Below are 14,119 nucleotides of genomic sequence, written 5' to 3'. Positions count from 1 at the left end.
ATGTCCGAGCGCTACCTCTTCCTCCTCTTCGATGACGAGTCGACGTGGGTCGACGCGTCCCCAGAGGAGTGGGACGCGATGATGGCCGCGCACGACCGGTTCAGCGCCGCCATCAAGGCCGCCGGAGCGATCGACCACGGTGGTGAAGCCCTGCAGCCGACGTCGACGGCCACCACCGTCCGTACCGGAGCCGAGCCGGTCGTCACCGACGGGCCGTTCGTCGAGACGAAGGAAGCCTTCGGCGGCTACTACGTCATCGAGTGCGACGGGCTGGACGCCGCACTCGCTCTGGCGAAGCAGGCGCCGAGCCAGGTCGTCGAGGTGCGACCGGTCCTCGACGTCGGCGCGTGACGGACCTCGCGGCGGTGCACCGCGACCACTGGGGGCGGGTGGTCGCGGCGACCGTCGGGACGGCCGGGGACCTCGACACCGCCGAGGACTGCGCGCAGCGGGCGTTCGAGAAGGCGCTCGAGACGTGGCGGCCGGGCGAAGAACCCCGCAACCCCGTGGGCTGGCTTGTGCGGACGGCGCGCAACCACGCCGTCGACCTCCACCGGCGAGCCGGGACGTTCCGAGACCGTGAGCCGGAGCTGGTGCTGCGCGAGGCGGACCGGCGTGCCGACGACCCGGCCGCGCGGTGGAACGACGACCTCCTGCGGCTCGTCTTCACCTGCTGCCACCCCGCACTGCCCGAAGCCGACCGCGTGCTGCTGACGTTGAGAGTCGTGTGCGGTCTGCCGACGCCGACGGCCGCGGGTCTGCTGCTGCTGAGGCCCGCGACGGCGGCCGCCCGTCTCACCCGTGCGAAGCGCAAGATCGCCGACGCGGGCATCCGGTACGCGGTCCCCGGGGCCGACGACCTCCCCGACCGTCTGGCCGCGGTGCTCGAGGTGATCCACCTCGTCGCCACCGCCGCGCACGACCGACCGCCCAGCCCTGAGACCGACGCCCTGGAGGCAGCGTCACGGTCCCTGGCGACGAGCCTCGCGGAGATCCTGCCCGAGGAGTCCGCGGTCCTCGGGCTGCTCGGGCTCGTGCTCTTCACGCAGGCGCGCACGGCGGCACGGCGCGCCCCCGACATCGTCCTGCTGGACGGACAGGACCGCGGCGCGTGGGACCCGCAGATGGTGGCCGCCGGACGGGCCGCCACGACCCGGGCGATCGAGGGTGCGCTCGCGCGGGGCGAGCGGGTCGGGCGGTACGCGCTTCAGGCAGCGATCGCCGGCGTCCACCTCGAGGCTGCCAGCGTCGAGACCACCGACTGGCCCGCGCTGGTGCGTCTGTACGACCGGCTGCTCGAGGTCTGGCCCACCCCTGTGGTCCGGCTCAACCGGGCGGTGGCGCTCTCGTACGTCGACGGCGCGGAGGCTGCGCTGGCCGAGGTCGAGGGGGTCGCGGACGAGCCGAGCCTGCGGGAGTACGCCTACCTGCCGGCCGTACGCGCGCGCCTGCTCGCCGAGCTCGGGCGCACCGGCGAGGCGGCCGCCGCATACCGGCGAGCGATCGCCGTCGCCGGCGACGACGCGCAGCGCCGGTTCCTCAAGACCCGGCTGGCCGACCTCCGGTCCGGCTGACCGGCGGGTCAGGCGGCTCCGACGTCGTGCGCGTGGTGCTCGATGTCGTGCAGGAAGTACGTCGCGAACGTCGTCACCGTGAACGAGGCACCGTCGCTGCGGCGCCCGGTCCGCGACCACTGGTCGCCGCGCACGGCGTCGAACGCGTCGGCGGTCATGGCCGCCTCGCCGGCGAGCGCCTCGGAGACGGCCGCGGGGTCCTGCTCGCCGTAGCGCGCCTCGACGGCGGTGGCGTCCTGGTCCCAGTTGGGATAGCGCGGGTCGTCCTCGTCGAGCATGAGCCCCAGACGGAACCGGAAGAGCTCGAGCACGTCGCGGACGTGGCAGGCGTACTCCAGCGGCGACCACGTGTTGTCGTTCGGCCGCTCGGTCGCGGTGTCGCGCCTGAGGATGGCGGGCCAGAGCGCCGCGTTCGCACGCACGCGCGCGCCGACCTCGCCAGGCGCCACGCCCGCCGGGTCGAACCCGCACTCCGGGCAGCGCTCACGCACCGTCCAGGTCCAGTCCTTGGTGTCGGGGACGATCGCCATGCGTCACTCCCACTCGATGGTGCCCGGCGGCTTGCTGGTCACGTCGACGACGACGCGGTTGACCTCGCGCACCTCGTTGGTGATGCGGGTCGAGATGCGCTCGAGGAGATCGTAGGGCAGGCGGCTCCAGTCGGCCGTCATCGCGTCCTCGCTGCTGACCGGTCGCAGCACGATCGGGTGACCGTACGTACGCCCGTCGCCCTGGACGCCCACCGAGCGGACGTCGGCCAGCAGGACCACCGGGAACTGCCAGACGTCGCGGTCGAGACCGGCTGCGGTCAGCTCCTCGCGCGCGATCGCGTCCGCCTCGCGCACGATCTCGAGACGCTCCTCGTCGACGGCACCCACGATGCGGATCGCCAGGCCCGGACCGGGGAACGGGTGGCGCCAGACCATCGCCGGCGGCAGACCCAGCTGCTCGCCGACCTGACGGACCTCGTCCTTGAACAGCGTGCGCAACGGCTCGATCAGGCTGAACTGGAGGTCCTCGGGCAGCCCGCCGACGTTGTGGTGGCTCTTGATGTTGGCGGCGCCCTCGCCACCGCCCGACTCCACCACGTCGGGGTACAGCGTCCCCTGGACCAGGAACTTCACCGGCGTGCCGGGCGTCTCGAGGATCTCGCGCTCGGCCGCCTCGAACGTACGGATGAACTCGCGGCCGATGATCTTGCGCTTCTCCTCCGGGTCCGTGACGCCGGCGAGGTGACCGAGGAACTGCTCGCGCGCGTCGACGACCTTGAGGTTGACGTCGGTCGCCGCCACGTAGTCACGGACCACCTGGTCGCGCTCGCCCTTGCGGAGCAGCCCGTGGTCGACGAACACGCACGTGAGCTGGTCACCGATCGCGCGCTGGACGAGCGCCGCGGCGACCGAGGAGTCGACTCCGCCGGACAGGGCGCAGATCACACGTGCGTCGCCGACCGTCTCGCGGATCCGGTCGACCTGCTCGTCGACGATGTTGACCATCGTCCACGTCTGGCGGCAGCCGGCGATCTCCACGAGGAAGCGCTCCAGGACCTGCTGGCCGTGCTCGCTGTGCAGGACCTCCGGGTGCCACTGCACTCCCGCGAGGCCGCGGGAGACGTCCTCGAACGCGGCGACGGTCGCGCGCGGCGAGGAGGCCGTGACCGAGAAGCCCTCCGGCGCGAGGGTGACCTCGTCGCCGTGCGACATCCAGGCGCGCAGGCTGTCGGGAAGGCCGGCCAGCAGGACGCCGGGCTCACCGATCGCGACGTCGGTACGGCCGTACTCGCGCTGGCCCGTGCTGGCGACGGTGCCGCCGAGCGTCTGCGCCATCGCCTGGAAGCCGTAGCAGATGCCGAAGACCGGGGTGCCCTGCGCGAAGAGCGCCGGATCGAGGCGGGGGGCGCCCTCCTCGTAGACCGACGACGGACCGCCGGAGAGGATGACGGCCTTCGGGTTCTTGGCGAGCATCTCCTCGACCGGCATCGTGTGCGGCACGATCTCGGAGTAGACCTTGGCCTCACGCACGCGGCGCGCGATGAGCTGCGCGTACTGGGCACCGAAGTCGACGACGAGGACCAGGTCGTGGTCAGGAATCTCGGTCACCCCTCGATCCTATCGAGCGACGCCCGTCACTCCCCCTCCGCGGCTGGTCGAGTAGTCCGAGCCGCTAGGCGAGGACGTATCGAGACCCGTCCACCCCTGTGGACAACCGTCACGCCGGGCAGCGCACCACCGCGACACTCACGGTCATGCCGTGGACCTACATCCTTCAGTGCGCCGACGGCAGCTACTACGTCGGCAGCACCAACGACCTCGACGCCCGCGTACATCAGCACCAGAACGGCATCGGAGCCAGCTACACCAAGCGACGACGTCCGGTCGAGCTCGTCTATGCAGCGGAGTTCGACACCGTCGTCGAGGCATACGCCTGGGAGAAGCGGGTCCAGGGGTGGTCCCGCGCGAAGCGGGAAGCACTGATCCGAGGTGACTACGAGGCGCTGCACGGCCTGGCGAAGAAGCGCTGGCGTCGGCGAAAGTGACGGAGTCTCGATACGAACCACCCTCACATCAGCCGGTCGAGTAGCGGGCGAGGCGCTAGCCGAGACCGCGTATCGAGACCAGGTCTCGATACGTCCTCGCCCAGCGGCTCGGACTACTCGACCAACCAAACCCGGCCGGTCGAGTGGCGGGCGAGGCGCTAGCCGAGACCGCGTATCGAGACCAGGTCTCGATACGCCCTCGCCCAGCGGCTCGGACTACTCGACCAACTAAACCCGGCCGGTCGAGTAGCGGGCGAGGCGCTAGCCGAGACCGCGTATCGAGACCAGGTCTCGATACGTCCTCGCCTAGCGGCTCGGACTACTCGACCAACCATGTGGGGCGGCTCGGGCTACTCGACCGACCACACAGGCGTCAGCTGACTCCGACGATGGGCAGGCGAAGGGCGGCGGGGGCGTCGGCGGGCACGACCGGGCTCTTGGGCGCGACGGCCTCGACCTGGGCGTACGGCTCACCCATGGCGGGCCGGGTGTCGGTCTCGCCCTTGTTGGGCCACATCGCCATCGCGCGCTCGGCCTGAGCGGTGATCGTGAGGGACGGGTTGACCCCGAGGTTCGCCGAGATCGCCGCACCGTCGACGACATGGAGGCCGTCGTACCCGTAGAGGCGGTGGTACGGGTCGATGACGCCGCTGTCGGGCGAGTCACCGATCGCGCAGCCCCCGATGAAGTGCGCGGTGAGCGGGATGTTGAACGGCTCGCCGATGGTGCCACCCGGCGTCCCGTCGATCTTGGTCGCGGTGCGGCGGACCGCCTCGTTCGCCTTCGGGATCCACGACGGGTTGGGCTCGCCGAGTCCTTGCTTCGACGTGAGGCGGGTACGACCGGTGACGGGGTTCCTCTTCATGTAGGTCGTGATCGAGTTGTCCACCGACTGCATGACCAGCATGATGATCACCCGCTCCGACCAGTGCTTGAAGTCGTAGAGCGTGCGCACGTTGCGACGCTGCGCCCACAGCTCCCGGAGCCAGGTCTGCCACCGAGGACGCGGGCCGTCGCCGTCGGTGAGGACGGTCTGGAGCATCGCCATCGCGTTGGACCCCTTGCCGAAGCGGACCGGCTCGATGTGCGTCACCTCGTCGGGGTGGAACGACGACGTGATCGCGACGCCTTCGGAGTAGTCGACGTCGCGGCCGTTGGCGATCGCTCCGAGGAGCGACTCGGAGTTGGTCCGGGTGAGGACCCCGAGCCGCTCGGAGATCCGCGGGAGCACCCCTTCGGAGCGCATCCGGTGCAGCAGCTTCTGGGTGCCGAGGGCCCCGGCGGCGAAGACGACCTGGTCGGCGGTGAACGCACGCACGACCTTGCGGCGACGGTCGGTACGCCGCGTCTCGACCAGGTAGCCGCCGCCGGCGCGCGGGCTGACCCGCGTCACCGTCGTCAGAGGGTGCACGTGCGCCCCGGCCTGCTCTGCGAGGTAGAGGTAGTTCTTGACCAGCGTGTTCTTCGCGTTGTGGCGGCACCCCGTCATGCACTCGCCGCAGTCGGTGCAGCCAGTCCGCTCGGGGCCGACGCCCCCGAAGTAGGGGTCGGCCGCCTTCTCACCCGGCCCGCCGAAGAACACCCCGACCGGCGTGGCGTGGAAGGTGTCGCCGACCCCCATGTCCTCGGCCACCTCGCGCATCACCAGGTCCGCGGGCGTGATGTGCGGGTACGTGGTGACGCCCAGCATCCGCTTCGCCTGGTCGTAGTACGGAGCGAGCTCGGCCTTCCAGTCCGTGATGTGCCCCCAGGCGCGGTCGCGGTAGAACGGCTCCAGCGGCTCGTACAGGGTGTTGGCGTACACGAGCGAGCCCCCGCCCACGCCTGCGCCGGACATGATCATCACGTCCTTGAGCAGGTTGATCCGCTGGATCCCGTAGCAGCCGACCTCAGGAGCGAAGAGGTAGCGCCTCAGGTCCCACGACGTCGCCGCGAAGTCCTCGTCACGGAACCGTGCCCCCGCCTCGAGGACACCCACGCGGTATCCCTTCTCGGTGAGGCGAAGGGCCGTGACGCTCCCGCCGAAGCCGGAACCGATCACGAGGACGTCGTAGTGCTGGGGGGCCGTGTCGTCGTTCACAGCGTCAGCGTATGACTCCGGTCACGCCGTCGCTACCCCTGGGTAACACATATGTCATCAAGAGTGTCGTATCTCCAGGTGGGCCTACGCGCGCCCGGTCTTCTTGAGCAGGCGCAGCGCCGACGTCACGGCCTTCTGGTACGTCGCGTCGCTCACGAACCGCGGCGCCGTGAGGGGCAGCAGCCGCTGGTTGGCGACCGACTGCGTCTCGGTGTAGCGGAGGATCCCCTCCGCGCCGTGGCGCCGCCCGATGCCCGACTCGCGCATGCCGCCCATCGGGGCCTCGATGGTGCCGAACGTGGCGGCGAATCCCTCGTTGATGTTCACCGTGCCGGCTTTGATCTGCGGGGCGAGCGCACGGGCGCGCGCGATGTCACGTGTGAAGATCGAGGCGTTGAGGCCGTACGACCCGGCGTTGGCGCGCTCGATCGCCTCGGCCTCCCCGCCGAAGCGGTAGACGGAGACGACCGGACCGAAGGTCTCCTCGGCGAAGCACTCCATCGAGGGGTTGACGCCCTCGAGGAGGGTGGGCTCATAGAAGTACGGGCCGACATCGGGGCGCGGGCGGCCTCCGGTCAAGACCCGTGCACCCTTGCTCACCGCGTCGGCGACGTGGGCGCTGACGGTGTCGAGCTGGCGCTGGGAGACCAGCGACCCCATGTCACCGTCGTAGCCGATCGCTGCCGAGAGCTTCATCCGCTCGATCCGCTTGACGAGCTTGGCGACGAACTTGTCGTAGATCGCGTCGGCGACGAACAACCGCTCGATCGACACGCACAGCTGCCCTGCCGACGAGTAGGCGCCGCGGACAGCCCCCTCGACCGCACGGTCGATCTGCGCGTCCGCGAGCACCAGCATCGCGTTCTTGCCACCGAGCTCCAGCGAGCACGAGACGAGGCGCTCCGCGGCCTGCGCGGCGACGACCTTGCCGGTCGCCGTCGAGCCCGTGAAACACACGTAGTCGGCGTGATCGATGATCGCGCCGCCGATCTGCGGCCCAGGCCCGCACACCACCTGCCAGAGTCCGGCGGGGAAGCCGACCTCACGGAACAGGTCGATGGCCGCGAGGGCCGACAGCGGCGTCTGGCTGTCGGGCTTGTGGACCACGGCGTTGCCGGCGCCGATGGCGGGCAGACCGTCGGAGATCGCGAGCGTCAGCGGGTAGTTCCAAGGCGAGATGATGCCGACGACGCCCTTGGGGACCCGGTTGATCCGCGCCTGCGTGAGCAGGGGGTAGACCCCGGGCACCCGACGGGTCTTGAGATGACGCTCGAGCGTCCGCGCGTAGTAGCGCGCAGTGAGGGCCACGTGCAGGACCTCGTCGTACGCGTGCTTGCGCGCCTTGCCCGCCTCCCACTGGACGAGGTCCATCAGGTCGTCCGCGTGGTCGAGAACGGCGTCGTGCAGGTCCAGCAGCAGCGCAGAGCGCTGGGCGAGATCGGTGCGTGCCCACGCCTTCTGCGCCGCACGCGCAGCGGCGAACGCGTCCGCCACGTCGCCCTCGTCCGACAGCGGCAGCGTGGCGATCGGCTGACCGGTGAACGGCGCGTACGTGGTCTCCGAGCTCCCCGACGTCGCCCGGAGCTGCGCGGTCAGCCGTCGTACCCGGGCGGGGTCGAGGGCGAACGCGGCCTTGGGGTCGTGCTCAGGATCCGCGGGGAGCGAGCCGTGCGACGGGGCGTGGGGATCGGGGCGTGACATGCCGCCACTGTAGAGCCGCTCCCCACCGGTGGCTACCCCGCGGTAACGCATGTGACACGTGCAGTGGCGGATAACGCCGGAGACCCCGCGCGTACGGGTCCGGGAGGTTACCGGCGTCCGAAGATGCGCTTCGCGACCTCACGGGCGAAGGTACGGCTCGCCTCCCCCACCGCGCGGTCCAGCGGGGACATGCGCGTGCTCCGGGAGCTGCCACGAGAGCGTGACTTGCGGCGCTTCGGGGGCGCGTCCCAGCCCTCCGGCATCAGCTCACCGGGCCCTCCCTTGCGCGTGTCCGCGTCGGGCGCCTCCTGGGCGGGGGGCTGCGCCGCCCGCTGGGCCAGGACATCGGCGGCTCCGGACGTGGGGGTCGTCGTCGCGTACCGCGCGCTCAGCGGCGAGCTGCCGACGAGCGCCTCCATCGTCTCCACCGGCATCGGGTCCATCGACCCCTGCGGGGCGCGGACACGTGTCCACGCCACCGGCGACGGCGCCCCCTTCTCGTTCATGACGGTGACCACCGCCTCACCCGTCGCGAGCTGGGTGAGGACCTCGGCGAGGTCGTACGAGGAGATCGGGTACGTCGACACGGTCGCCTTGAGGGCCTTGGCGTCGGCCGGGGTGTGCGCGCGCAGCTGGTGCTGGACCCGCGACCCGAGCTGCGCCAGCACGTCACCGGGAAGGTCCTTCGGCGTCTGGGTGACGAAGAAGACGCCGACGCCCCGCGACCGGATCAGCCGTACGGTCTGGACGACCACGTCGAGGAAGTCGTCCGAGGCGTCCTTGAACAGCAGGTGCGCCTCGTCGAAGAAGAAGACGAGCCGCGGCTTGTCGGTGTCGCCGACCTCGGGGAGCTCGGCGAACAGGCGCGTCAGCAGGAACATGAGGAACGTCGAGAACACCTCAGGCCGGTCGGCCACCCCGGGCACCTCGAGCAGCGACACGATCCCCGTGCCGTCGTCGGCGGTGCGCAGGAAGTCGGCGACGTCGATCGACGGTTCCCCGAAGAACTCCCCGGCGCCGGCGTCCTGGAAGGCGATCAGCTCCCGCAGGATCACCCCGGCGGTCGCCTTCGACAGACCGCCCAGCTCGGCGAGGTCCGCCTTGCCCTCGGCGCTGGTCAGGTGCTGCACGACCGCGCGCAGGTCCTCCAGCCGCAGGAGCGGGAGCTCGTGCTTGCGCGCGTAGTGGAACACCAGGCCGAGCGACGACTCCTGCGTCGCGTTGAGGTCGAGGACCTTCGCGAGCAGGGTCGCCCCGAACTGCTCCACCGTCGCCCGGATCGGGACACCCGTCCCCACCCCGCCGAGGCTGAAGAGCTCGGTCCGGGTGGCCACCGGCTTCCAGTCCTGCCCGATGCTCGCGGTACGGGCGGTGAGCGCCTCGCTCGGCGTACCGGCCACACCGATCCCCGAGAGGTCGCCCTTGATGTCAGCGGCGAACACCGGCACACCGTGAGCGGCGACCTGCTCGGCGAGCACCTGCAGCGTCTTCGTCTTGCCGGTGCCCGTCGCCCCCGCGACCAGGCCATGACGGTTCAGCATCGCCAGCGGGATGCGTACCTGCGCCTCCGGGCGAGCCTCGCCGCCGTCGACGAGCGCACCGATGTCGAGAGCGGCGCCCTCGAACGCGTACGCCTTCGCGACGGTGGCGACGAGGTCCCCGTCACCGTCCTCGTCGTCCGCGGTCTCGCTCGCCGCGGAGGCGTCCGCGGCCGCGAGCGCATCGGCCCTGCGACGCGCCTCCTCTGCCCGTTCGACCGCTTCTGCGGCCGCCTTCTCGGCCTCCTCGGCCGCCCTGCGTGCCTCGTCCGCGTCCTCGCCCATGACTCTCCCCCAAGTGCCGCCGTGGCGGCCTGTCGCGCTGAACGGCTCCTACTGGACGACGACCTCGACCCGCTGGAACTCCTTGACCTCGGTGTAGCCCGTGGTCGCCATCGCCCGGCGCAGTGCACCGATGAGGTTCATCGTGCCGTCGGGGGCGGTCGAGGGCCCGAAGAGGACCGACTCGAACGAGCCCACCGTGCCGAGGTCGATCCGCTGGCCGCGAGGCAGGTCGGAGTGCCAGGCCTCCGCGCCCCAGTGGAAGCCGCGCCCCGGCGCCTCCTTGGCCCGGGCGAACGGCGAGCCGACCATCACCGCGTCGGCGCCGCAGGCGATCGCCTTGGCGAGGTCGCCGCTGTGCCCGACCGACCCGTCCGCGATCACGTGGACGTAGCGGCCGCCGGACTCGTCGAGGTAGTCGCGTCGCGCCGCCGCGACGTCGGCCACCGCGCTGGCCATCGGGACGGCGACGCCGAGGACCTGGCGTGTCGTGTGCGCCGCTCCCCCGCCGAAGCCGACGAGCACACCTGCCGCACCGGTCCGCATCAGGTGCAGCGCGGCCTGGTGGGTCGCGCAGCCGCCGACGATGACCGGGACGTCGAGCTCGTAGATGAACTCCTTGAGGTTGAGCGGCTCGGTCTGGCCCGAGACGTGCTCGGCGGAGACGGTGGTGCCCCGGATGACGAAGAGGTCCACCCCGGAGTCGACGACCGTCTGCGCGAACTGCTTGGTGCGCTGCGGCGAGAGGGCGCCGGCCACCGTCACGCCGGCGTCGCGGACCTGCTTGAGCCGCTCGTGGATGAGCTCGGCCTTGATCGGCTCCTCGTAGATGCGCTGGAGGCGTACGGTCGCCTCACGGTCGTCCAGACCGGCGACCTCCTCCAGCAGCGGGAGCGGGTCGTCGTACCGCGTCCAGAGACCCTCGAGGTCGATCACGCCGAGTCCGCCGAGCTTGCCGAGCATGATGGCGGTCTCGGGCGACATGACCGAGTCCATCGGCGCCGCGACCACCGGGATGTCGAACCGGTACGCGTCGATCTGCCAGGCCGTCGAGACCTCTTCGGGGTCACGCGTACGGCGGCTCGGCACGATCGCGATGTCGTCGAACGCGTACGCCCTGCGGCCGCGCTTGGCGGCGCCGATCTCGATGTCCATGACCGCAGTCTAATGAGGCGCCGCGCAGGCGGCCGACCCCGCACGGGCGGTCAGAACCGCGAGTAGTTCGGCGCCTCGACCGTCATCTGGATGTCGTGCGGGTGGCTCTCCTTGAGGCCGGCCGCGGTGATCCGGACGAACTGGCCGCGCTCCTGCAGCTCGGGGATGGTGCGCGAGCCGACGTAGAACATCGACTGGTGCAGGCCCCCGACGAGCTGACGGACCACGGCGCCGAGCATGCCCCGGTACGCGACCTGGCCCTCGATGCCCTCCGGCACGAGCTGGTCGTCGCTGGTGACGTCGGCCTGGAAGTAGCGGTCCTTCGAGTACGACTTCTTGCCGCGCGACGACATCGCCCCGAGCGAGCCCATGCCGCGGTAGGACTTGTACTGCTTGCCGTTGACGAAGATCAGCTCACCGGGGCTCTCCTCGGTGCCGGCGAGCAGGGAGCCGATCATGACGGTGTCCGCGCCGGCGACCAGCGCCTTCGCGATGTCTCCGGAGTACTGCAGGCCGCCGTCGCCGATGAGCGGCACGCCGGCGGGCTTCGTCGCGCGCGAGGCCTCGTAGATCGCGGTCACCTGCGGGACGCCGACGCCGGCGACGACCCGGGTGGTGCAGATGGAGCCGGGGCCGACCCCGACCTTCACGGCGTCCACGCCCGCGTCTACCAGCGCCTTCGCCCCGGCGTACGTCGCGACGTTGCCGCCAATGATCTGGACGTGCGAGGTAGCGGGGTCGTTCTTGAGCCGCTGGATCATCTCGAGCAGCGCCCGGGCGTGACCGTGGGCCGTGTCGACGACGAGCACGTCGACGCCGGCCTCGACCAGCGCCGTGGCGCGGTCCCAGGAGTCGCCGAAGAATCCGACCGCCGCTCCGACGAGGAGACGGCCCTGCGCGTCCTTGCTGGCGTGGGGGAACTGCTCGGACTTCACGAAGTCCTTGACGGTGATCAGGCCGCGGAGGTGGCCGCTGTCGTCGATCAGCGGCAGGCGCTCCTTCTTGTGGGCGCGCAGCAGCTCGGCGGCGTCCTCGCGGTCGATGCCGACCGGGCCGGTGATCAGCGGCATCGGCGTCATGACCTCGCCGACGGTCTTCTTGGCCCACTCGGCGACGGGGACGAAGCGCAGGTCGCGGTTGGTGACGATGCCGAGGAGCAAGTCGTCGCCGTCGACCACCGGAAGGCCGGAGACGCGGTACTCGCCGCAGATCTCGTCGAGCTCCTCCAAGGTCGCCTTGGGCGTGATGGTGATCGGGTTGGAGATGACACCCGTCTGCGTCCGCTTGACGAGGTCGACCTGGTAGGCCTGGTCCTCGACCGACAGGTTGCGGTGAAGGATGCCGATCCCGCCCTCGCGGGCCATCGCGATCGCCATCCGGGCCTCGGTGACGGTGTCCATCGCCGCCGAGATCAGGGGGATGTGGAGCGAGATGCCACGAGTCAGTCGTGTACGGGTGTCGACCTCGCTGGGGATGACGTCGGTCTCCCCCGGCACGAGGAGGACGTCGTCGTACGTGAGACCCAGCGGTGCGAACTTCTCCGGCACACCTGCCGCGTTGAGATCCATGAGGCCCTTCCTTGCGCGCGCCCGACTTCCCCATCCTAACGAGGAGGTCCCTTACGGCTTCAACGACGAGGGCGTCGTGAGGCTTCCGCGTGGGTCTGCGGTACGGATCACTCCGACGAGCGGGGCTCCTCGACCGTGAGTCCGGACATCCACCACGGCCGGCGGGGGTCGTCCCGACGGTCGTCGGCGTCGGGCCAACGGTTGCGGTCACGGTCGCGATCGCGGTCGCGGTCCCCGTCGCGGTCACCGTCGCGGTCACCGCCCCGATCACGATCCCGGTCCCGGTCGCGGTGGTCCCCGTGCTCGCGGGGCGGTCGCGGCTGCGTGGACCACGGCGGGGTCGGCGACGTCGTCGGCGGGGACGCCTCCGGCCGGTCGGACGGGGCAGGCTCGCGCGGAGTCTTCTCCCCGTCGTCGCCTCCGCTGCTGGTGTCGTCGCCGTCACGCGTCGGTGCGTCGCGGTCGGCCTGTGGTCCCTCCGCCGAGCGGCTGGTGAGGGCACCGGCGTCCGCGCGGCCCGTGAGGACGTCCGGCGAGGCGAGCGCCGACGGGGTCGGCACCGTCCGCGGCTCCCGTACGTCGGACGCGCGCGGATCGGCCATGCCCTCTCCCAGGCCGACGGCGCGGTCGACGACGAACTGGAGCGGCGCGACCGGGTTGCCGGCCACCGCCTGGCTCACCCCCATCGAGAGCAGGACTGCGGCGGCCGTCCCCATCGTCGCCGCGCGACGAGTCTGCCGGGCCGCGACGGGCGCGACGTGACGACGCCTCGCGTGCCTGCCGCCCAGCGGCTCCTCCGTCACCACCGCGGTCGCCGTCGCCTCGCGCTCCTCTGCGAGCAGCACCGACCGCCAGGAGGCCAGACCTTCGAGGACCGGGTCGTCGGGCACACGACCCGCGATCAGGGCGTCCAGCAGCTCGTCGTCGCGTGCGACCGGGTCGTACCTGCTGCTCATGCCCTCACCTCCCCGCGGGTGACCTCACGAGCCTGGTGCAGCTCTCGCAGCCGTTGGAGGGCGCGATGCTGGGCGATCCGTACCGCGCCTGCGGTCATGCCCATCGTCACGCCGACGTCGGCGGCGCTCAGCCCCATCGCGACGCGCAGCACCAGCACCTCGCGGAGCCGCTCGGGCAGCGAGTCGAGGAGGGCGAGGACGTCCTTCGCCTCGAATCGGTCGAGGACCTCGGCCTCCGCGGACGCCGCAGTGTCGCCGAGGTCGGGCACCGCCTCGACGAAGATGTGGCGCGACCGGTACGCGCTGCGCTGGGCGTCGGCGACCTTGCGGCTGCCGATCGCGTACACGAACGCCTCGAACGGGACGCCCTGGTCCTGGAAGGTCGGCAGCGCCTGGAAGACGGCGATGCAGATCTCCTGCGCGACGTCGTCGGCCAGCGCCCCGCCGTCGCGGTAGCCCGACAGCCGTGCACGGCAGTAGCGGTGCGAGACCGTACGGACGTCACGCATCAGGGCGTCCATCACGTCACGGTCGCTCATCGCACGGTGAGCGAGGTCGGTCAGATCTTCCTCACCGGCGAGGTGGCTGGAGAGCATCGGGGGTCGTCCTCCGGGTCGAGCAGGGGACACGAGGTCCGAGGGCCGAGACGGCGCCGCAGCGCCGAAGGACACGGTCCCACGACATGCTCGCGACACGCCAGTCGTGGTGTCTTTTCACGTCGAACGGCCC

At 71.1% G+C, this 14,119-nt stretch carries 12 protein-coding genes; 3 read left to right on the top strand and 9 right to left on the bottom strand.

Going from position 1 to position 14,119, the window contains the following annotated elements:
• Together NYZ95_RS08405 and NYZ95_RS08400 are read left to right on the top strand one after the other, a co-directional pair.
• Complete coding sequence (locus tag NYZ95_RS08405; protein ID WP_262850596.1) at positions 1-351, top strand: YciI family protein; 351 nt, start codon at positions 1-3, stop codon at positions 349-351.
• Positions 348-1,574 carry an RNA polymerase sigma factor gene (locus NYZ95_RS08400; RefSeq protein ID WP_262850595.1) on the top strand — a complete coding sequence of 409 codons (1,227 nt, stop codon included), beginning with the start codon at positions 348-350 and terminating at the stop codon, positions 1,572-1,574. Before NYZ95_RS08405 ends, NYZ95_RS08400 begins: the two co-directional genes overlap by 4 nt.
• 8 nt (positions 1,575-1,582) lie before the next feature.
• Here NYZ95_RS08400 and NYZ95_RS08395 read toward each other — a convergent pair whose 3' ends face one another.
• Together NYZ95_RS08395 and guaA are read right to left on the bottom strand one after the other, a co-directional pair.
• Positions 1,583-2,104 carry a DinB family protein gene (locus NYZ95_RS08395; protein WP_262850593.1) on the bottom strand — a complete coding sequence of 174 codons (522 nt, stop codon included), beginning with the start codon at positions 2,102-2,104 and terminating at the stop codon, positions 1,583-1,585.
• Between the two features lie 3 nt (positions 2,105-2,107).
• The gene (gene guaA / locus NYZ95_RS08390) at positions 2,108-3,664 is read right to left on the bottom strand and encodes a glutamine-hydrolyzing GMP synthase (RefSeq protein ID WP_372500469.1); all 1,557 of its coding nucleotides are present in this window, start codon (positions 3,662-3,664) and stop codon (positions 2,108-2,110) included.
• A gap of 155 nt (positions 3,665-3,819) precedes the next feature.
• Between guaA and NYZ95_RS08385 the strand changes: the two genes are divergently transcribed.
• Complete coding sequence (locus tag NYZ95_RS08385; RefSeq protein ID WP_262850589.1) at positions 3,820-4,110, top strand: GIY-YIG nuclease family protein; 291 nt, start codon at positions 3,820-3,822, stop codon at positions 4,108-4,110.
• A 373-nt stretch (positions 4,111-4,483) separates the two neighbouring features.
• Here NYZ95_RS08385 and NYZ95_RS08380 read toward each other — a convergent pair whose 3' ends face one another.
• From NYZ95_RS08380 to NYZ95_RS08350, 7 genes are all read right to left on the bottom strand, one after another.
• The gene (locus NYZ95_RS08380; RefSeq protein ID WP_262850588.1) at positions 4,484-6,190 is read right to left on the bottom strand and encodes a GMC family oxidoreductase N-terminal domain-containing protein; all 1,707 of its coding nucleotides are present in this window, start codon (positions 6,188-6,190) and stop codon (positions 4,484-4,486) included.
• An 84-nt stretch (positions 6,191-6,274) separates the two neighbouring features.
• Positions 6,275-7,891, bottom strand: a complete 1,617-nt coding sequence (locus tag NYZ95_RS08375) for a succinic semialdehyde dehydrogenase (protein WP_262850586.1) — start codon at positions 7,889-7,891, stop codon at positions 6,275-6,277.
• A gap of 107 nt (positions 7,892-7,998) precedes the next feature.
• Positions 7,999-9,714 carry a helicase HerA-like domain-containing protein gene (locus NYZ95_RS08370; protein WP_262850585.1) on the bottom strand — a complete coding sequence of 572 codons (1,716 nt, stop codon included), beginning with the start codon at positions 9,712-9,714 and terminating at the stop codon, positions 7,999-8,001.
• A gap of 48 nt (positions 9,715-9,762) precedes the next feature.
• Positions 9,763-10,866, bottom strand: a complete 1,104-nt coding sequence (locus NYZ95_RS08365) for a GuaB3 family IMP dehydrogenase-related protein (protein WP_262850583.1) — start codon at positions 10,864-10,866, stop codon at positions 9,763-9,765.
• A 50-nt stretch (positions 10,867-10,916) separates the two neighbouring features.
• On the bottom strand, positions 10,917-12,434 hold the full coding sequence (gene guaB, locus NYZ95_RS08360) for an IMP dehydrogenase (protein ID WP_262850581.1): 1,518 nt from the start codon (positions 12,432-12,434) through the stop codon (positions 10,917-10,919).
• A gap of 107 nt (positions 12,435-12,541) precedes the next feature.
• Positions 12,542-13,390, bottom strand: coding sequence for a hypothetical protein (locus NYZ95_RS08355; protein WP_262850580.1), 849 nt, complete (start codon positions 13,388-13,390; stop codon positions 12,542-12,544).
• Positions 13,387-13,986 (bottom strand): sigma-70 family RNA polymerase sigma factor, encoded by a 600-nt coding sequence (locus NYZ95_RS08350; RefSeq protein WP_262850578.1) that lies wholly within the window; start codon positions 13,984-13,986, stop codon positions 13,387-13,389. The genes NYZ95_RS08355 and NYZ95_RS08350 overlap by 4 nt, the downstream gene beginning before the upstream one ends.
• Positions 13,987-14,119 lie beyond the last annotated feature (133 nt).

It is taken from the genome of Mumia quercus, assembly GCF_025506335.1.
GTDB classification, from domain to species: Bacteria; Actinomycetota; Actinomycetes; order Propionibacteriales; family Nocardioidaceae; genus Mumia; species Mumia quercus.
The sequence above is the reverse complement of the archived record's forward strand: the minus strand, read 5'-3'. Positions and strand labels throughout refer to the sequence as shown.

What these genes read in the sequence shown, in the direction of transcription:
- NYZ95_RS08395 (WP_262850593.1), bottom strand. Translation starts at nt 2,104, where the DNA reads ATGGCGATCGTCCCCGACACCAAGGACTGGACCTGGACGGTGCGTGAG.
- NYZ95_RS08375 (WP_262850586.1), bottom strand. Translation starts at nt 7,891, where the DNA reads ATGTCACGCCCCGATCCCCACGCCCCGTCGCACGGCTCGCTCCCCGCG.
- NYZ95_RS08355 (WP_262850580.1), bottom strand. Translation starts at nt 13,390, where the DNA reads ATGAGCAGCAGGTACGACCCGGTCGCACGCGACGACGAGCTGCTGGAC.
- guaB (WP_262850581.1), bottom strand. Translation starts at nt 12,434, where the DNA reads ATGGATCTCAACGCGGCAGGTGTGCCGGAGAAGTTCGCACCGCTGGGT.
- NYZ95_RS08405 (WP_262850596.1), top strand. Translation starts at nt 1, where the DNA reads ATGTCCGAGCGCTACCTCTTCCTCCTCTTCGATGACGAGTCGACGTGG.
- NYZ95_RS08370 (WP_262850585.1), bottom strand. Translation starts at nt 9,714, where the DNA reads ATGGGCGAGGACGCGGACGAGGCACGCAGGGCGGCCGAGGAGGCCGAG.
- NYZ95_RS08385 (WP_262850589.1), top strand. Translation starts at nt 3,820, where the DNA reads ATGCCGTGGACCTACATCCTTCAGTGCGCCGACGGCAGCTACTACGTC.
- NYZ95_RS08365 (WP_262850583.1), bottom strand. Translation starts at nt 10,866, where the DNA reads ATGGACATCGAGATCGGCGCCGCCAAGCGCGGCCGCAGGGCGTACGCG.
- NYZ95_RS08350 (WP_262850578.1), bottom strand. Translation starts at nt 13,986, where the DNA reads ATGCTCTCCAGCCACCTCGCCGGTGAGGAAGATCTGACCGACCTCGCT.